Origin of the sequence: Ruminococcus sp. 1001136sp1 (assembly GCF_039841815.1) — a bacterium.
Taxonomy (GTDB): domain Bacteria; phylum Bacillota; class Clostridia; order Lachnospirales; family Lachnospiraceae; genus Blautia_A; species Blautia_A faecis.
In genome coordinates this window covers 1-17832 of the sequence record NZ_JBDPGY010000006.1, presented here as the reverse complement: position 1 = coordinate 17832, position 17832 = coordinate 1, and the positions used below count along the sequence as shown (strand labels likewise).

15 protein-coding genes, 7 tRNA genes and 1 rRNA gene are annotated in these 17832 nt (G+C 38.4%); 3 read left to right on the top strand and 20 right to left on the bottom strand.

The genetic code is table 11. The annotated features are described in order from the left end of the window. Nucleotides 1–3: 3 nt before the first annotated feature. The 7 genes from ABHC48_RS06625 to ABHC48_RS06595 all read right to left on the bottom strand — a co-directional run bounded on the left by ABHC48_RS06625 (nt 4) and on the right by ABHC48_RS06595 (nt 8202). On the bottom strand, nt 4–837 hold the full coding sequence (locus tag ABHC48_RS06625) for a carbohydrate ABC transporter permease (protein WP_118581874.1): 834 nt from the start codon (nt 835–837) through the stop codon (nt 4–6). Continuing rightward, entirely contained in the window at nt 837–1679 is an 843-nt protein-coding gene (locus tag ABHC48_RS06620) for a sugar ABC transporter permease (RefSeq protein ID WP_243284118.1), read from the bottom strand. The genes ABHC48_RS06625 and ABHC48_RS06620 overlap by 1 nt, the downstream gene beginning before the upstream one ends. A gap of 278 nt (nt 1680–1957) precedes the next feature. Continuing rightward, nucleotides 1958–3229, bottom strand: a complete 1272-nt coding sequence (locus tag ABHC48_RS06615) for an extracellular solute-binding protein (protein ID WP_173719145.1) — start codon at nt 3227–3229, stop codon at nt 1958–1960. Nucleotides 3230–3341: 112 nt separating this feature from the next. Further along, nucleotides 3342–5006, bottom strand: a complete 1665-nt coding sequence (locus tag ABHC48_RS06610) for a histidine kinase (RefSeq protein ID WP_173719144.1) — start codon at nt 5004–5006, stop codon at nt 3342–3344. Further along, nucleotides 4996–6558, bottom strand: a complete 1563-nt coding sequence (locus ABHC48_RS06605; protein ID WP_195699083.1) for a response regulator — start codon at nt 6556–6558, stop codon at nt 4996–4998. Before ABHC48_RS06605 ends, ABHC48_RS06610 begins: the two co-directional genes overlap by 11 nt. A gap of 250 nt (nt 6559–6808) precedes the next feature. Continuing rightward, entirely contained in the window at nt 6809–7120 is a 312-nt protein-coding gene (locus ABHC48_RS06600) for a hypothetical protein (protein ID WP_118581890.1), read from the bottom strand. Between the two features lie 455 nt (nt 7121–7575). Then, a complete protein-coding gene (locus ABHC48_RS06595) occupies nt 7576–8202 on the bottom strand; it encodes a lactate utilization protein (RefSeq protein ID WP_195478279.1) in 627 nt (208 codons plus the stop codon). A gap of 206 nt (nt 8203–8408) precedes the next feature. Here ABHC48_RS06595 and ABHC48_RS06590 point away from each other — a divergent pair, with 206 nt between their 5' ends. Further along, complete coding sequence (locus tag ABHC48_RS06590) at nt 8409–10169, top strand: diguanylate cyclase (RefSeq protein ID WP_195699082.1); 1761 nt, start codon at nt 8409–8411, stop codon at nt 10167–10169. Nucleotides 10170–10531: 362 nt separating this feature from the next. Here ABHC48_RS06590 and ABHC48_RS06585 read toward each other — a convergent pair whose 3' ends face one another. Further along, nucleotides 10532–11695, bottom strand: a complete 1164-nt coding sequence (locus ABHC48_RS06585) for a PucR family transcriptional regulator (RefSeq protein WP_173719139.1) — start codon at nt 11693–11695, stop codon at nt 10532–10534. Nucleotides 11696–11882: 187 nt separating this feature from the next. Between ABHC48_RS06585 and ABHC48_RS06580 the strand changes: the two genes are divergently transcribed. Continuing rightward, nucleotides 11883–12041, top strand: coding sequence for a hypothetical protein (locus ABHC48_RS06580; RefSeq protein ID WP_173717527.1), 159 nt, complete (start codon nt 11883–11885; stop codon nt 12039–12041). Between the two features lie 59 nt (nt 12042–12100). Here the strand turns inward: ABHC48_RS06580 and ABHC48_RS06575 are convergent, their stop codons facing one another. Then, nucleotides 12101–13423 carry an MATE family efflux transporter gene (locus tag ABHC48_RS06575; RefSeq protein WP_195699081.1) on the bottom strand — a complete coding sequence of 441 codons (1323 nt, stop codon included), beginning with the start codon at nt 13421–13423 and terminating at the stop codon, nt 12101–12103. 406 nt (nt 13424–13829) lie between these two features. Between ABHC48_RS06575 and ABHC48_RS06570 the strand changes: the two genes are divergently transcribed. After that, nucleotides 13830–15185 carry an MATE family efflux transporter gene (locus ABHC48_RS06570; RefSeq protein ID WP_173769931.1) on the top strand — a complete coding sequence of 452 codons (1356 nt, stop codon included), beginning with the start codon at nt 13830–13832 and terminating at the stop codon, nt 15183–15185. A 99-nt stretch (nt 15186–15284) separates the two neighbouring features. On the opposite strand, the gene ABHC48_RS06565 is transcribed toward ABHC48_RS06570, so the two are convergent. The 11 genes from ABHC48_RS06565 to ABHC48_RS06515 all read right to left on the bottom strand — a co-directional run. Beyond that, entirely contained in the window at nt 15285–15770 is a 486-nt protein-coding gene (locus ABHC48_RS06565) for a hypothetical protein (RefSeq protein WP_173717524.1), read from the bottom strand. A 239-nt stretch (nt 15771–16009) separates the two neighbouring features. Further along, the gene (locus ABHC48_RS06560) at nt 16010–16297 is read right to left on the bottom strand and encodes a hypothetical protein (RefSeq protein WP_330382821.1); all 288 of its coding nucleotides are present in this window, start codon (nt 16295–16297) and stop codon (nt 16010–16012) included. Further along, nucleotides 16290–16616, bottom strand: a complete 327-nt coding sequence (locus ABHC48_RS06555) for a nucleotidyltransferase domain-containing protein (RefSeq protein WP_334285664.1) — start codon at nt 16614–16616, stop codon at nt 16290–16292. The genes ABHC48_RS06560 and ABHC48_RS06555 overlap by 8 nt, the downstream gene beginning before the upstream one ends. 321 nt (nt 16617–16937) lie before the next feature. Beyond that, nucleotides 16938–17023: transfer RNA gene (locus ABHC48_RS06550), tRNA-Leu, on the bottom strand. Between the two features lie 3 nt (nt 17024–17026). Beyond that, nucleotides 17027–17099: transfer RNA gene (locus tag ABHC48_RS06545), tRNA-Val, on the bottom strand. Between the two features lie 34 nt (nt 17100–17133). Next, nucleotides 17134–17207 (bottom strand) — tRNA-Asp (locus ABHC48_RS06540). Nucleotides 17208–17226: 19 nt separating this feature from the next. Next, nucleotides 17227–17300: transfer RNA gene (locus ABHC48_RS06535), tRNA-Ile, on the bottom strand. 4 nt (nt 17301–17304) lie between these two features. Beyond that, a tRNA-Thr gene (locus tag ABHC48_RS06530) sits at nt 17305–17377 on the bottom strand. A gap of 79 nt (nt 17378–17456) precedes the next feature. Next, a tRNA-Glu gene (locus tag ABHC48_RS06525) sits at nt 17457–17528 on the bottom strand. An 18-nt stretch (nt 17529–17546) separates the two neighbouring features. Next, nucleotides 17547–17619, bottom strand: a tRNA-Asn gene (locus ABHC48_RS06520). Between the two features lie 87 nt (nt 17620–17706). Beyond that, nucleotides 17707–17832: ribosomal RNA gene (locus ABHC48_RS06515) — 23S ribosomal RNA — on the bottom strand; the annotation flags it as partial.

Below are 17832 nucleotides of genomic sequence, written 5' to 3'. Positions count from 1 at the left end.
ATATCATCCTTTTACAGATCCCGCCATTACACCACTGATAATATATTTCTGCATAAATATATAGAAAACCAGCAGCGGCAATATACCTAATACCATCATTGGAAACAGACTAGTCCAGTCTGTAGAAAACTGACCGATATTGCGATATACTTCCTGTAAAATAACATCTTTTTCTCTTTTCTGTATAAAATACAACGGTCCCATAAAATCATTCCATACATTTAAAGTATTTAAAATTACGATTGTAGCAATCATCGGCTTCAGCAATGGAAGCACAATTGTACCAAAAATTCTGAATACTCCTGCACCATCAATTCTGGCAGCTTCTTCCAGTTCTATAGGAACTGAAGAAATGGAATTTTTCATTAAAAAAGTAGCAAATGGAATATTGATAGCAATATCAATAAAAATAACTGCTGTCAGCGTATTCATTAAATCCAGGCTTCTTACCAGCTTGTACAGACCAAGAACTGCCATCTGGTATGGAAACATCATTCCGGAAAGAATTACCAGAAAAATAATTTTTGTAATTTTACTTTTCTCTTTGCGGTTTAAAACATATCCACACATAGTACTGCACATTACAATGCCAAATACAGCACATATTGTAATAAAAAGAGTATTTCCAAATGCTCTTGGATACTGCATTTTTTCAAATGCATTGATATATGGTGTAATATCCCAGAAAGACGGAAGTGCCATCGGCTTTGCAGCCGCTTCAGTTCCTGACTTAAACGTAGTAACAAGCAGATAATAAATAGGAGTTAAAACAATAAACGTGATAATTAGCAAATAAACATGCTTCAAAATCTCCATAATATTTTTTTTCGTTTTCATCAGTTTAAATACTCCTCCCATTTTTTAAATATTCCAAGCATTACAGCGGAAACAACCATTGTCATCAACAGAAATACAATTCCAAAAGCTGATGCATAACCGAAATTTCCATCTGAAAATTTTGAGTACATTAATGTCAGAATAGTTTCTGTCTGATGTGCCGGACCTCCGTTTGTAGTTGACAAGACAAGATCAAATACTTTCAGTCCTGAGATCGTGCTTGTTACAAAATTAATTTTTATGGCAGGTGCAAGCCCTGGTAATGTAATATGCCAAAACTGCTGCCAACTGTTAGCTCCATCCACAGAAGCAGCTTCATAAAGATCTCCACTAATACTTTGCAAACTTCCTATGTAAATTACCATAGACCATCCAAACCACTGCCACACTGAAATTGCAATTATGGAAAATATAGCGATTTTTCCATTTCCGAGAAAGTTGATTTTTTCAAATCCCATTTTCAAAAGCACCTGGTTTATCAAACCATAATCACTTGCAGACAGGATATATTTCCAAAGATATCCAACAACCAAGGTGCTTAATACTGCGGGTGCAAAAAAGATTCCTCGGTAAATTGTTCTTCCTCTTAATTTGGAATTCAGAAGCACTGATACAGGAAGAGAAATTAAACTTTGAATGGATACTGTAAGGATTGCAAATACCAGGGTATTCTTTAATCCTTTCAAAATAATTCCATCTGCCAAAAGCTGTTTATAATTTTTCAATCCTGAAAAAACGATATCCGGCGAAAAATTAGTCCAGTTATAAAAACTGTATTTTGTAGTAAAAATAAGCGGAATGATAAAAAACACAGAAAATATAGAAACCGCAGGTATTGCCATGAAAATATATGGCAGATTTCGTTTTACATGATTGGCATTCATACTCTCCTTGCCCTCCTTCTTTTTATGTTTCTATTATAAATTTGATCTTTTTCTCTATAAATCCAAAAAAATTTATATGACTATCGTTTTTTTTATATCCCAGTTACTTTTGTTAATTCTATTGATAACATTAACCTCTATTGCACAAAAACAGATCCTGCAAAAAGCTCATTTGCTAAATGCAGGATCGGTTTAATAAATTATGGATAATTTTAAATTTGTTAAATGATTACAATTTACTCATATCTGATTGAGTCAGCTTTTGTATCAATAGCTTTCACAAGATCGTCTCCACTGATATCTCCGGAAATAACACCCTGAAGCTGAGCAGTAAACTCATCAAACAAGGACTGACTTGGAAGATTTACACTCCATCTGTCAGATGGGAATGCAATATTTCCATTGTTAATAATATCTGCAACATATTCATATTCTTCAGGCATCTGAGCCTCAACTCCGCTTCTATAGCTGGTTCCGCCAACATTTGCATCAGCAAATGCCTGCTGAACTTCAACGGAAGCCAGTGCTGTTAAAGTAGCTTCTGCACCATCATGATTTTCCGTATTTACATTAATACCGAAGCATGCAGCTGGTCCGCCTAAAACATATTCATTTTCTCCTGTTTCACTAAGCTGCGGAAGCATTTTAAAGTTAACTCCGGATTCTTTCAGCTCTGTATACTGCCATGGACCTCCATGAAGGAATGCCACTTCTCCATTTTTAAAGCTGTTCAGCATTTCCTGGCAGGAAATTCCCAGAGACTCAGAAGCGATCAGTCCTTTTTCAACTAATGTACACCATTTATTAACACAGTCGTTAATATGTCCGTCCATAGTTACTTCACCCAAAGCAAATTTGGTGTCGAAATCAGTTCCATCAGGGTTTGCTTCTTCATTATTATGATAATAAGAATTTTCCAGATACCCCAGTAAGCTGGATGTTGCAGTTGAGTCATCCGCAATCCCAAAACCATATGCAGTATAGCCTTTTTCATTAATAGTCTCGCAAGCAGCTACAAACTCATCAAATGTTTTGGGAATTTCCACCCCACATTCCTCAAGGATCGAAGCATTACACCAAATTCCGGAAAACCATCCATAGGAAGGAATTCCATAAATTTTTCCATCAGCACTGCAAAGTGACATTCCAGCCTCATTAAACTCTTTTACAAAATCATAATCCGAAATGTCTTCCACGTTACCAGCTTTGATTTCGGCTGGATAGTTTGTTCCATCCATAATAATGTCTGGGCCTTCTCCAGATGCAAGCTGTGTGCTAAGTACATTATTATAATCAGTATTTGCAACATATGTGTACTCAATCACATACTTCCCATCCATCTGCTCATTTACCTTTTCCAGAATAGGATTCATGTCATCCTCATCATACCATCCCATCAAGGTTACCGTCTCTGCATCATCCGCCATAACCAGATTGGAACCGCCTCCAACTACCATTACTGATACAGTGCATGCTGTAAGAAACATGCTAATCACTTTCTTTTTCATTTTTTTGCTACCCCTTTCGTTTATTTTTAAGTTGCTTTAAGTATAACGTTCACAGGATACGAAAAAAATAACAAAAAACTTATCTCATTATCAAATTTTTAAGATTTATATCCTATACTTTTCGTTCCAGTGTAATAAAATCTCTTCGTAATTTGATTATAGAGGTAGTTCCTCCCGGACCTGCAAAAATTTCCACACCGTATCCTTCCCCACACAGAATACGAATTCTCTTGTCAACATTGCTTACCCCATAACCAAATTCTTCATGGGACATTTTTCCCTGACCAATTTTTTCATACAACTCAAGTCCATTATCCCTGACAGTCATATAGAGTTCATTATTTTCTGCATAAATCTCAATGGATATTTTTCCTCTTTTTTCTCTCATGCAGTCAATGCCATGCTCAATTGCATTTTCCACCAGAGGCTGCAAAATAAAAATTGGAACCATCTGATCTAAAAGCGAGGGCTCAATTTTATACTCAACATCGAAGCCTTCATCGTGCGCCATAAGCTGCAGTTTCACATAGGCCTTTATATTTTCCACTTCTACATTCAAATGGTCTACGTTTATGCCCTTGTTAAGAGCAGTCCTGTAAAAAGTACCCAGTTCCGTAGTTATCTCGTAGATTCTGTCTTCTCCTTTTTCAATGGCTATCCAATTAATTGCGGAAAGATTGTTATAAAGAAAATGCGGGTTAATCTTTGACTGAAGCAGATCCAGTTCCAGGCTTTTTTTATCCAGTTTCGACTTATACACTTCATCAATAAGCGTTTGTATTTTCCGTAGCATTTTATTAATATTTTCCGCCAGCTCTCCAATTTCATCCTGGGAACTTTCTGCTATCTGAATCTCAAAATTTCCATCTTTTACTTTCTTTACCTGGTCAATAATCTGATACAAATAGTGCAGCAAAGATCTGGCACTTTTATTAACTCCTATAAATCCAAGCAGCAACAGTAAAACTACAATTACAACAGAACCAATGATTCTTGGATGAAAAGCACTTGAGAAATAAGAAGCATCAATTCTGTAAATAATTTTCCAACCGGTGTCATTTAGATTTCTTTCCTCTTCATAGCCAGCACTGTTTTCATTAACTTCCCCCTCATTATTGTATTCTAACAACACAGCTGAACCATTTTTCACCTGGATGTCCACTGGCATTTCCGAGAACATGGATATACTGTCAGAAAAAACTTTTTCCTTTACTTCTGCTCTGAGAACGCCATATACCCGATTTGGAAGGCTCATGGCAATTCTGCGTGTTATAAAATATTTTCCATTTTCATTCCACCACAAAGTATCTGCGCTATTCCAACTCGCTTCATACCAACTGTTATCTTCCAGATCGGAAGCTTTTTTGAATACTGCATCATTGTTAGAAATCCTTTTATCGGAATAAACCTCCATCTTTGAAAAATAGCTGTTGGAAAGCCAGGCGTTATAAATCAGGTTATTTACATTTGAAGTCATCTGAATGCGTTTCTTATACTCAGAATCATCTAAGCTGAGAAATTCCCTTAGTACACTGTTGCAGGTCACATATAATACGGATTTTTCGCACATCTTTATCTGATTCTCAATATTCAGGTGGTTCCGCTCAATGTTTTCTTTCGCTTCCAGAAGCTGCTGCTCCTTGATAAAATTTGTAGATGAGTACAATACAAATATCTCCAGAACCAGCACAGGAAGCATAACTAACAGCGTGTAAATGATCCTTACTTTATTCAAAAATGATTGTTTGTTGATTCTTTTTGCTATCCTATTCACCATTTTGCACCCTTTCCCTGTACTGCACCGGACTGCAGCCTTCATGATTTCGGAAAATAGAAATGTAGTAAGACACATTCAGGTATCCTACCCTCTCCGCCACATCACTTACTTTCATATTTGTCTGACGCAAAAGTTCTTTTGACTTTTCAACACGATACCAGGTAATAAATTTTACCAGATTTTTTCCAGTTTCCATTTTATATAAAGTACTTAGATAGGCAGAGGATACCTGCAGCTGCTCTGCGATATACGATACATTTAAATCACTTTCACTGTATTTTTCATAAACCAGTTCTTTTGCCATGCGGACCAGGCGGTTTTCTTTTACCTCTTCTTTTTTCTCTTCCTGCATTCTATCCAGAACGTTTTCGATTATCTTATTTACCTCTTCCAGTGTCCTTGCCTGATATATTTTCTGAATACATGGTACCATGTCCACATTAGAGTCTGTGTACTCACTGATCTGCTTCATCGCATCCGTAAAAGTATATTTTACATAAATTGAACTAAAGCCAGTCTGCTTCATTATATAGGCAAATACTTTCACAAATTCCTTCTTTATTCCGGAATAATCCTGCATTCTGGCGCAGTTAAATATCCTTTCAAAATACAGGGAAAGCATGTCATTTTCCTTTTTTAGAAAATAATCTTCATCATGAACCAATACCATACTTTTGGATACAAAAAACTGATAGTCAAGCTGGTCTTTCAATTCTGTATATTCTTTTTTCAGTTCTGTAAGACTTTCGGTCTTTTTTCCCAATATAACAAAAATATTTACCTGATATTTTTTCTGGGATTTTTCGATCAATATCTCACATTCTTTTTTCGTTTCTGCTGTCCGATAAAAATCTCTTTCCCGGATCAATAACACTACGATCTGGTTATCTGTGTTTGTAATGATCACAGTTTCTTTTCCAAAATATTCCCTGATATCTTTCAGGTACTCTTCCCATTCAATAGAAAACAAATTAGAATAACAGGAAATAATTACAGGTATACAGATTTTTTCCTGCACAACACTGGTGAATTCATTTTCCAGAGTTTCCCAATGATTTAAAGTTCCCTCTTCCAGTTCTTCAGACTCCAGATAATTAAGCAGATTCCAGCTCAGTTTTTGCTGTGCGGCCTCTTCCTTCGCCTGTATGATATCATTTCTATTTTTCTTTTCGATCTCTTTTTCCTGGCAGATCTCTATGATCTTTTCAAAAAGAGCCTTAAACGCATCCAGTTTAACTGGCTTCAAAAGATATTCCTGTACCCCTAATGAAATGGCATTCTGTGCATATTCAAATTCACCATATGCACTGTAAATAATGCATATTGGATTCAGCCCTCTTTTCTGCGTTTCACGTATAAGCTGGATTCCATCCATATAGGGCATTTTTATGTCTGTGAGCAGAATGTCAAAATAATTTTTTTCCATTATTTTCAGCGCATCTTCTCCGTTTTGCGCAAATGCTGTTCTTAATGGAAACCCAAACCTTTTTAATAAAAGCGCAATTCCTTCCCGCTCTTTCTTTTCATCATCCACAATCAAAATATTGTACATAAACTCACCCCTCCATACATATATTTACTCAACTTTATTTCATCATAAAAGAAGCTTTATGTAAATACCGAAAAAATTACCTGAGTATCAATTTTTTATACTACGATACAAAACTTCTAATACACAAAAGAGTTACTATTTCCGCAAGTATCCCTGCACGCAGGTGATATCATGCTTATAGTAACTCTTTTATCTTTATAACAATATTTGCATTTTAATCCGCTAAAGTTATAGTTCACTTATTTCACTTTTACAAACTTCCACTTATTGCAGCAGTTCCATTCAGCATTCCCATCCCCTGCAGTAAGCTTATAGTATCCCTTATCCCAGCTGCATAAGCAAGATCTGAATATCTCTCGTCCCGGGTCTGCAGACAGGCGATGTAATCATCGATCACACGCTTTACAGTGTGGGATAATTGCAGCTGGTCATATCGTTCCTCCAGATACTTCAGATCCTCATTGTCCTGTCTGATGTAGGAATCATTTTCATCCACCCGCTGCTGCTCCATCACCATTTTCTCAATGTTCTGAAGCATAATCATTTTTGTTGTCATTTTCATTATTGATTTCCTCCTGATATGTACTTATAGATCACGGTTCATTGGTAACGTTTTCCCGAATCACACAAGCTGTTCTTCTGTGATTCCAAGCTATTTAGGGTTACAATTTAAGCAGTGATAAAAAATCCATTTTTCTCACACTTACCGTCATTATTCTACGTTTTATATCAAAATTTTGCAACAAAAATCGTCCGACAACTTTCCCTATAATTCGACAAAAGTGCTACTGTTCACTGGTAACGTTCCGCGAGGTGTTTTTTGTGAACAAAGCTCTCAGAAAACCCGAGAATTAAGTTTGCGCAGCAAACGCTACTTCTTGTGCTTGTCACAAGAAGGTTCGTCTTTCTGCGCATCGCGAAGCGTGTTACTGGTCGCGAAGTGAACAGTAAAACAAAAGCGGCTGGAAAAGCGTGTATTTACACGCTCTAAGCTACGCCCTAAATAAATCTCACCGTTTAAAGTCCAAGAGTATCGTTTACAAGAATAACATGTATTCTATCTTTATGACGAGAATATCTTGTAATCAGAAACTGACAGCAAATCGTATCCGGAGATTTACAGTCAAAACATTTCCCTGCGGTTTTGCAAGGTGTCTTCACCTCAAATCTCTGTGCATTCGCCGGAGCTGCCACATTTCTTGCCCGCTTCATAGCTGCATCAAAATCTGAACAGACCTTATTCATTCCCACAATGAAAACCACCTTCTTCGGTCCCTGGGCAATACAGGAAACCCGATTGGAATTTCCATCAATGTTTACCATAACACCGTCACTGGTAATGGCATTTGCACTGGAAAGAAATACATCCGCATCATACGCTGCCATCAGGCTTTCTCTTGGTGACATTTTCGCGCGATTAATATAATTATAATTTCCATCCTCCAATGCCTTGATCAGTCCAATCTCATGAGCACTTGTGCAGCCACCCATGGCAATACTGCTGCCCTCCGGGATCAATTCCAGTGCCTGCTTTACAGCCGCTTCTCTGTCTGCGGCGTAATAGCCTGACATATTGCGAGATTCCAGACCTTTGATCACATTTTGAGCCAATACTTCATTTCTTTTTTGCATATTAATATCCATTGCTTGCTCCTCCTGACATTGTTTTAGTATAAATTATAAGCCAAATTTCATTCTTTATCAACTTTCGACTTGACTCATTTTATATTTCGCCAGAGCGTAGTAAAAAAATATATTGTCATTTTTTCAGAAAATTTATTTTAATTTTAAACTTCTGTGATATAATGCCTTATTATAGAAATTTCAACGGATAAAACGAGGTAAACCTGGTGAAGAAAAAAACACTTGTGCCTCTTATCATTTTTTTACTGGGCATATGCCTTGTTGGTTTCATTGTATACAAAACAGACACCCATGAGAAGAAAGAGAGACGCATAACAGCACAATTAAACGCAACAACCTATGGAGAACACATAAAGAATGAGATTGCGAATGGCATCGAGATTACGGAAGCTCTAAAGCAGATCCTGATCAGTGAAAAAGGAGAAATCAATCAGTTTGACACGATTGCTGAAAATCTTATGTCTGATTCTATTGAGAGCGTGCAGCTTGCTCCGGATGGTGTTGTGACAGATATTTATCCGGCAGAGGGAAATGAAGCAGGTAAAATTGATCTGATTCATGATAAAGACCGTGGAGAGATTTCCTGTTACGCAAGAGACAATCACACAGTCATTACACAAGGCCCCTTTGAATTGAAACAGGGAGGCTATGGAATTGCTGTACGCAATCCAGTTTATCTGACGGATACAAACAAACAAGAGGATTTCTGGGGATTTACCATTGTTATCCTGCGTGTTCCTGATATTTTCTCAGACTCGCTTTATGCTCTTTCAAATTTTGGATATGAATACAGGATTTCAAAGACGGCTTCTCCCTGGAGCGATACTTATAAAGTTGTTTATCAGTCAGACGGTCAGTTAACCCATCCGGTTTCTTATGATTTTAAAATAGGCGCAGAGAGCTGGAGATTTGAAGTAACACCCAAAAGCGGATGGCGAAACAATACACTTATAGCTATAGTCACCGGATTTTTTCTTGCCGTAATCCTGCTTCTGACAGTTCTTACCCGGGTATGGCTGGTGTCCAAAGAAAATAAAAACAGATTTCAGATACTGGCACACACGGATTCCCTTACCGGTATTAACAACCGCTATGGATTTGATGAAGCAGCAGAAAAAATTATCGCCCAAAATCCGAAGGCACATTTTGTGGCCGCACTTTTTGATATTGATGACTTTAAGTTTATTAATGATGTCTATGGGCACGCTTACGGAGACAGGGCTTTAAAAAGTCTGGCAGAGAGCATGAAAGCTTTTTTTCCACCGAATGTATTGCTTGGAAGAAACGGTGGGGACGAGTTCTGTATTCTTCTGCCTGATTATACCTTTGAAGAGGCAGACGCACAGCTGAATCAATTCATCAGACTGCCTAAGACCTTCTCTTACAAGGGAACAGAACATCACTTTTCTATTTCTCTTGGATATGCGGAATATCCGGCATTTGCCTCCAACCATTCACAGCTTATGCGCTGTGCAGATGCAGCCCTTTATGAAATAAAGCTTCATGGAAAAAACGGATGTATGGCTTACAGAGAAGGGCTTCAGTCAGGTGTCCGCAAACAGCTGGGATTTGCGCTTAAGGATGTCTCGGAGCATCTTCCGGGTGCATTTATCATATACAGAGCAGACAAAGAAGATGATGAGCTGTTCTATGCAAACCAGGAGTTTCTTCATATGACCGGATATAAAGATATGGACGAACTTTTTCGACTTACAAACAAAAGCTTTCATAACCTGATTCGGGAGGATGAGCAGAAAGAGATAGAAACTAGCATCTGGGAACAGATTGACAGTGGTAATGAAAATGACTATATTCATTTTCATCTTCGAAAAGCTGACGGCTCTTACCTCTCTGTGCTTGACCATGGAAGAATCGTAGAAAGCCAGCAATACGGAAGAGTATTTTATGTATTGTTTATGGACTGGAAGGACATGCATATTCATTACGGTGATAAATTTTCCGGATAATAATAAAATACTGTCTGGTAGGAATTTTTGCATTCTATAAACCTACGATTTCATCATCAATCTGAGAGGTTTACACAAAGTAATTTACACTCCGCCCTGTTGCATAAAATAATGCAGGTCTGAACAAGACCTGCATTATTTTATGTGCTTTTCACACGTATTTCCCCTTCATTTTATCCGCTTTATCTTCCCAAAATCCGGTCCAGATTTTCCAGAATTACATCAACATTGATTGGTTATGCAATATGTCCATTCCTTCCTGCCTTGATTGCTTTTTTACAATCTTACTTATGTAAAAAAAAACTGCTTCTATTATACGACTGCGCTACACTATGCACAAGAAAAACATTACTGCGCAATACTTATATCTGCCCATGCATATTTCTGATATAAAATGCAATCTGATAGGGCAGTCTCTCTTCCGGCGTTTTCAACTCATTTCCCAGAATTTTCCTGATATTTCCGATACGGTACAGTACCGTATTGCGATGCGTATACAATTCTGCTGCCACAGCCTGAATACTTCCATTATGCTTCAGATATGACTGAAGAGTTTCCACATAACCGGCATGATATCTTCTGTCGTATTCTTCCAATGCTGCCAGACATTCTGTTTCCATTTCCTTCAGTATTTCTTTATCTTTCACCATATAAAGCAGACGGAACAACCCGCAGTCATCAAACTTTACCACCTGCTTCTTTTGTGTCATCGCTATGTGTGCTGCCGCCTTCGCTCTCTGATAGCTTACCGAAAGCTGGGAAATATCCATACATCTGCTCCCGATTCCCACGCACAATTGCAGCCCAGGCATACGTCTTTTTCCTCTTTTTATGGCACCCTCTACAAGGCGGCACAAATACTCTTCCGAAAGCGCATTCGCTACCAGCACAAAATCAGAGTTGTAATAAAAAAAGCTTCCATTGTGAGTGATATCCTCCAGATATACCTGTATTCGATAAGATAGCTTTTTTCGCTCCACTGTGTCCATGGAGTCCAGCCCCTCACAAGTCATCAGCAGCACCTGAAAGCTTCCATCTACATCAAAATACTGTAATAAATCTTTTCTGTATGCATCCTGATTATCCGGAGTCTCAATAGCTGCAATCAGGGCGGATGCGATCTGCTCATCTGTAGTATCCTGCAAAAATACATGAATACTGAAGTCTTTTATCATATCTGATAAATGCACTTCCCAAGGCACAGTCAGCAGCGGAAGGTCATTTTCATCACAGTATGCTTTCAATTCTTCCGGAACCTCATAAATGTACTGTCCCACATTGATAACAAGCCCTGATGCATGATACCGGTTCAGCTGCTGTGCCAGATGCATCCAGTCTTCTTTTTCCGGAAAGCCAAGCCCGGTTGTCACTGCAAGCTCCTTTCCCCAGAAATTCTGTATGATCGTTGTATCCTCAAGAAGATGTACCCAGCTGATCGAATTGGACCATCCATTTTTTCCGGCCAGAAACTTCATTTCATATCTGGTTTCTGCTGTCAGCATCATATCCTGTATTGTAAAACTCATAAAACCTCCCTTTTTGTTATCCAAACCCATTCTGTAAAATGTTCAAATTTTTTCTTTATTATATCATATATTTTGTGTTGACAGCACATATTTTCCCCTTGATTTTTAGAATCCACCCCCATAGTTTTTTCTCAATTTTGTGCTAGAATATAAGTAACTTAAAAAACAAATTAAAGGAGGCGTGAATATGAAATTCGCAGAATATACAAGTTCCCTGGATGCACTTCCCGTTCCAGAATGGATCATAGCAGAACGTTATATGTATTGTGACAATTTTATAAATGACTATACGAAGACTCGGCATTTTGATCTTCTGGCTTTTGTCAAACGTCTCTTTCGCAAATAATATGCACTTCTTTTTATAAAAAGGACATCCGTTTTTTCAGGATGTCCTTTCTTTTACTTTTACTTTTTTCGGTAAATTCGAAGCATCAAAGGTGTCTCTACAAGCAGCATGGCAATCCATCCTGCCAGATAGGAATATGGCAGTGCCTCAATACCAAAATTCCATAACAAAACCATCGGTGCCGCTGCAATGACACGGACTGTCATATTGGTAAAACTGCTCATCAAGGTCACCTTCAGATCTCCGATTCCACGGAAAAAGCCCTGAAGCGAATTTGTGATAGCGGGAAGAATATACATTACCGCAATCAAGTGGAGATAAACCACTCCATGTCCGATAACTTCCTCATCTTTTACAAATAATGACATCAATGGTCTGGCAAATCCCAGACAGATCAGCATAACTGCTGCTCCATAAACAAGCTCCAGTATCATTCCACATCGGAAGCCTTCCCTCATACGGTCATTTTTTCCAGCTCCTTTATTCTGAGCCATTAATGCGGTCATCGCATGGGCAATATTCTGTTCCGGTGTGATGGCAAAATCATCAATGCGATTAACCACTGCAAAGGCTGCTGCTACCGATACTCCCATTGTATTAACCAGTGCCTGTATTGCAATTTTTCCCATCTGTACAGTTGCCTGCTGCATGGCAGATGCCCACCCGTAAGCAATGGTTTTTTTCAAAAGCCTGGCATCAAAAACCAGCCATTTCTTCCCAAGCCGAAGAATCGGTACTTTTTTCTGTATATAGATAATACAAAACAAACAGCAAAGCGCCTCACTGAGTACTGTGGAAATTGCACATCCATTACTTCCAGCCTTTAATACAATAACAAAAAACAGGTCTCCGAAAATGTTCAGAATCGCACTGATGATCAGAAAGTACAAGGGGGATGCACTGTCTCCCAATGCTCTTAGAGTGCTTGAAAAAAAGTTATATAAAAATGTAAACATTAATCCCAGAAAAATAATCCGCAAATATTGCACTGTCATACTCATAATAGATGGATCCACCTGCAATAACAGCAGAATGGGTACAGCAAATATTACACAAACCAATGTGAGAAAAAATGAAAAAAACGCACCAGACAACAGAGTTGTACTGATTTGTCTATGCAAAGTCTCATAATCTTTCGCTCCATACTGAATCCCCATCAGGATACTGGCTCCCATACACAATCCGTTCAGAAATAGTATCATCAACGTACTGACCGGATTACAGATTCCCACAGCCGCCAGGGCCTCCTTTCCTACAAAATGCCCTACAATAATGCTGTCAACTGCATTATAGGTCAGCTGAAACAAATTTCCCAAAACAAGAGGCACTGTAAAATTAACAAGAATGGGCATGATTTTCCCAGTAGTCAGATCTTTTGTCATATTCTCACACTCCCAACCAAAAGTTTTGCACACTCACATTTTAGCTTAAAAAAAGTAATTTCACAATGTCCTATTTTAACATTTTATATAGCATATTCTAATCGGATATGTTAAACTATAATTTATCACTTTCTCTGTTTCATTGATTGTAATAAAATGATATGAGTGTCAAAAGGTCTTTTGACACTCATTTGATACCCGGATTGCTACGCAGCTACGCTGCTCCCGCAATCCTCCAAAACATTCGTAATCCGCTCATTTTTCTTTGAAAAATGGCTACTTACTCATGTTTTTGGCGGGTCAAGAGGTCAAAAAGCCTCTTGCAAGCAAGCTTGCATCGGCTTTCTGACCTTTTGACCCTGGTATCATCATATTATAAATTGTAAGAACTAAGGAAAACTGTAACATGCTAAATAAAAAAGATTTCTTAAAATATGCATCGACATTGGCATTTCCAATTATGATTCAAAATTTGATTTCAACATTGGTAAATATTGCTGATACTGTAATGCTTGGATATGTAAGCCAGACCGCCATGTCGGCTTCATCACTTGCCAACCAATATACTTTCGTTCTTTTTTGTATATATTATGGTATGGCCACAGGTACATCCGTTTTATGTGCCCAGTACTGGGGAAAAGGTGATAAAAAGACTGTAGAAAAGATTCTCGGCTTAGCAGAGCGATGCACCTTAATTATCTCTCTGATATTTTTCCTTATCTCCTTTTCCATGCCAACTACGGTTATGAAGATTTTTACAGACAATCCTGATACAATTGCTGCTGGAAGTGAGTATTTGAGGGTACTTTCATTTTCACTTATGTTTATGGGATTCTCTCAGGTTTTTATGAGTGCCCTTCGAAGTATCGGAAAGATAATGCTGCCTTCTGTTACATACATTGTCTCCCTTTGTGTCAATGTACTTTGTAATGCCACCTTCATCTTTGGCTTATTTGGACTTCCAAAGCTTGGCGTTACCGGTGTTGCTCTTGGTACTGTGATTGCCAGAATCGCAGAGGTATTGATTTGTCTCATCTACTCCTTGAACAAATCAAATGTGAGATTCCGAATAAAATACTTCTTTGCGAAATCGGGGATCCTGTTCCAGGATTTTATGAAAATTGCAACTCCAGCCGTAATAAATGACCTCGTCTGGAGCTTTGCCAGTTCCGCATTCGCAGCAATTCTTGGGCATATTGGTAATGATATGGTTGCTGCAAATGCCGTCGCTGTTATGGTGGTAAACATTGGTGCTATCGCCTGTCGGGGTTTTGCCAACGCTACTACCATTATTATCAGTCAGGAGCTGGGGAAAAATCACATTGATACAGCCAGAGAATATGGGAAACGGATGCTCAGAATAACCATTATTGTAAGCCTGATCGGATGTGCCGTTATTCTGGCGATTCGCCCCCTGATACTGGATTTTTATCGGGATAAGCTGACAGAAACGGCCATTTATTATCTTGGCGTTTTTATCATTATGACGACCTGGCGTCTTGTTGGAGAAGGTATTAATACCTGTCTTATATGCGGCTGCTTCAGAGGTGGTGGTGATTCCAGATTTGGAATGATCGTTGATTCCATATTTATGTGGCTTGTAGCAGTTCCTCTCACATTTCTTGCCGCATATGTTTTTAAACTGCCGCCTATCTGGGTATACTTTGTAATGTCTTTGGATGAACTTGAAAAAATGCCTGTGGTATTTATTCACTATTTCAGAAGAAAATGGCTTACAAACATTACCAGAGATTTTGATTGATCCTACTTATTCACAATTATAAAATGCTCCCTTCTGAATGACAGGTTTTTGTTCTTTCACATTCCTGCCCAGTAGGGAGCATTTCTGAATCCTATGATCTTATTCTTTTTTTTTGACGATCAGCCCTATACTGTAAACAGAGGCTATTGCAATGATAAAGCCTAATGGAATTGCCACACAATAAAACACAAAATTTACCAGATTGTTATATGGGCGGAGTTTATAAATTCCTTTTGAAGTCCGATAAACCTCGACCTTAACTTTATCACCAACGTATACTTTCTGATTATAGGTTTCTTCTCCTTCATAAGCTTTTCCATCAACCTCAAATGCCAATTTGGTCCGATATTTTACTGATCTTGAATTCTTTTTATTTTTGTCTTTATCATCACTGTTATCAATCTCACGGCAGGATTCTACAACTGCAATAACCTCTCGTTTGTCTGTAGTGTTTTTGTACTCCTGGCTTTCAATTCTGTTTAAAATCATACCATATATTCCTATACCACACATGGCAATGCCCAGGACGAAACCTAATACCGAATATAATATATTGTTCCGCTTCTCTTTTTTATCCTGCTTCATACACATCCTCCGCAAAACCTGTTTTTGTTTTCGATTCTTGTAAAGAACACATATTGGAAAAAATTCTCCTTCAATTGACCATGTATTCTCTATACTAATAATAATCCATCCAAAACCGGTTTGCACTATTACTTGTGCCAGTAAATGAAGAGAAAATGTTATTGCTTACTTTGTCCACAAAAAAACACCTCGCGGAACGTTGCCAGTGACTTCACATGTATCTATCCAGACAGTCAACTCTACAGCTCTCCGAGTCTCTCTCTCAAATTTTTTCGTGCTTCAGTTGCACTCATAGTTTTGGCACCATCTATTCTTTCCCACTCAGCCTGAAGTACTCTGGCACGTAACCGAAGTAACTGTTCACGCTTTTCATATGTATCAATACTCTTAATTACCATATCTCCCTCATCATTTTGGGTGATATAAATAGACTCGTTGGTTTCTTTTAAACAATAGTCAGCTACTTTCAGACTATCATCAGCTTGTGTAATTCGATAATTGCTTAAATCTTTTTGTCTCTCATCCAATTACAATTCCCTCCTTCTCTACATTATCATAAAACGGCAATGCTCCCGGCCAGTATCTGTAATGTGCTTCATTCTCCAGAACTGGATTTATTACAATCCCTGACTCCAGTTCCAGATCAAACGCCAGATCAAAAATACTGTTTTCGACCTGCTCTATTTCTTCTTTTGAAAGAGGTGTTAATATCATAACATCAATATCCGAATTTTCCTTATAATCTCCACGGGCATAAGAACCATAGACAATAAGTTTGGATAGATTATTTTTTAATATTTTTTTAGTCCCTTGTACAAATAGCATTAATACTTCCTGTCTAATCAAGTTGCTACCTCCTGTCAGATTATTTTCATCTACAGTAATATTTTAATAATATTGCAGCTGACTACGTAAAGCAAGCTATTATTTTACTTTTATTTTTGAAAGCGCAACCTTTGAAACTATCAAGCATGGAAATTCCAGTTTCCAGCTATAAAAAAAGTGAATATTATACCAGAATATTATTTTGAAGCTGCTTAAATATTTTGTATCTGCTGTCAAATCTGCTGTCAAAATCCATTTTTGGGCTAAATAAGAGGTGTTCCAGAAGGGTGTAAATATATCCAGACATCAAAAAAACCCTTGAAAATCAAGGGTTTCAAGTCATGCCGCAGACCGGAATCGAACCGGTACGGGTATCACTACCCACGGGATTTTAAGTCCCGGGCGTCTGCCAGTTCCGCCACTGCGGCATATGGGACCTATAGGGCTCGAACCTATGACCCTCTGCTTGTAAGGCAGATGCTCTCCCAGCTGAGCTAAGATCCCACGATATTTAATTGTTGTTGATTTTCATCAACAGCGACCCGGAAGAGACTCGAACTCTCGACCTCCGCCGTGACAGGGCGGCGCTCCAACCAACTGAGCCACCGGGCCAGAAGAATATTAAATTAAATGGACCTTCGGGGACTCGAACCCAGGACCGACCGGTTATGAGCCGGTTGCTCTAACCAACTGAGCTAAAGGTCCAAAAAGCCGATGATCGGACTCGAACCGATAACCTGCTGATTACAAATCAGCTGCTCTGCCAATTGAGCCACATCGGCACAATACTTATAAACTGTATTATACACCAAATGTCAGAGTAAAGCCACACCAAATTGCCATTTTATTTAATTTTCTCAGTGACTCCAAGGGGATTTGAACCCCTGTTACCGCCGTGAAAGGGCGGTGTCTTGACCGCTTGACCATGGAGCCTAACATTTCCATAAAAAACTCCCCCTGTTGGACTCGAACCAACGACACTTCGGTTAACAGCCGAATGCTCTACCGACTGAGCTAAGGAGGAATATAAAGGTTTGCACCTTCAAAACTACATACATGTTACATCCTTGTGGAATGTTTGTCAAGAATCTTTTTCAAAACCTTGCGATTGTTGGTCAAGCCCTCACCCTATTAGTAACAGTCAGCTCCGTGCATTACTGCACTTCCACCCCTGCCCTATCTACCTCGTCGTCTTCAAGGGGGTTTACTTCTTTCGAATGGGACATCTCATCTTGAG

What these genes read in the sequence shown, in the direction of transcription:
- ABHC48_RS06580 (WP_173717527.1), top strand. Translation starts at nt 11,883, where the DNA reads ATGAAATTCGCAGAATATACAAGTTCCCTGGATGCACTTCCCGTTCCA.
- ABHC48_RS06575 (WP_195699081.1), bottom strand. Translation starts at nt 13,423, where the DNA reads ATGACAAAAGATCTGACTACTGGGAAAATCATGCCCATTCTTGTTAAT.
- ABHC48_RS06600 (WP_118581890.1), bottom strand. Translation starts at nt 7,120, where the DNA reads ATGAAAATGACAACAAAAATGATTATGCTTCAGAACATTGAGAAAATG.
- ABHC48_RS06585 (WP_173719139.1), bottom strand. Translation starts at nt 11,695, where the DNA reads ATGAGTTTTACAATACAGGATATGATGCTGACAGCAGAAACCAGATAT.
- ABHC48_RS06610 (WP_173719144.1), bottom strand. Translation starts at nt 5,006, where the DNA reads ATGGTGAATAGGATAGCAAAAAGAATCAACAAACAATCATTTTTGAAT.
- ABHC48_RS06625 (WP_118581874.1), bottom strand. Translation starts at nt 837, where the DNA reads ATGAAAACGAAAAAAAATATTATGGAGATTTTGAAGCATGTTTATTTG.
- ABHC48_RS06615 (WP_173719145.1), bottom strand. Translation starts at nt 3,229, where the DNA reads ATGAAAAAGAAAGTGATTAGCATGTTTCTTACAGCATGCACTGTATCA.
- ABHC48_RS06565 (WP_173717524.1), bottom strand. Translation starts at nt 15,770, where the DNA reads ATGAAGCAGGATAAAAAAGAGAAGCGGAACAATATATTATATTCGGTA.
- ABHC48_RS06595 (WP_195478279.1), bottom strand. Translation starts at nt 8,202, where the DNA reads ATGGATATTAATATGCAAAAAAGAAATGAAGTATTGGCTCAAAATGTG.
- ABHC48_RS06605 (WP_195699083.1), bottom strand. Translation starts at nt 6,558, where the DNA reads ATGTACAATATTTTGATTGTGGATGATGAAAAGAAAGAGCGGGAAGGA.
- ABHC48_RS06620 (WP_243284118.1), bottom strand. Translation starts at nt 1,679, where the DNA reads ATGGCAATACCTGCGGTTTCTATATTTTCTGTGTTTTTTATCATTCCG.
- ABHC48_RS06570 (WP_173769931.1), top strand. Translation starts at nt 13,830, where the DNA reads ATGCTAAATAAAAAAGATTTCTTAAAATATGCATCGACATTGGCATTT.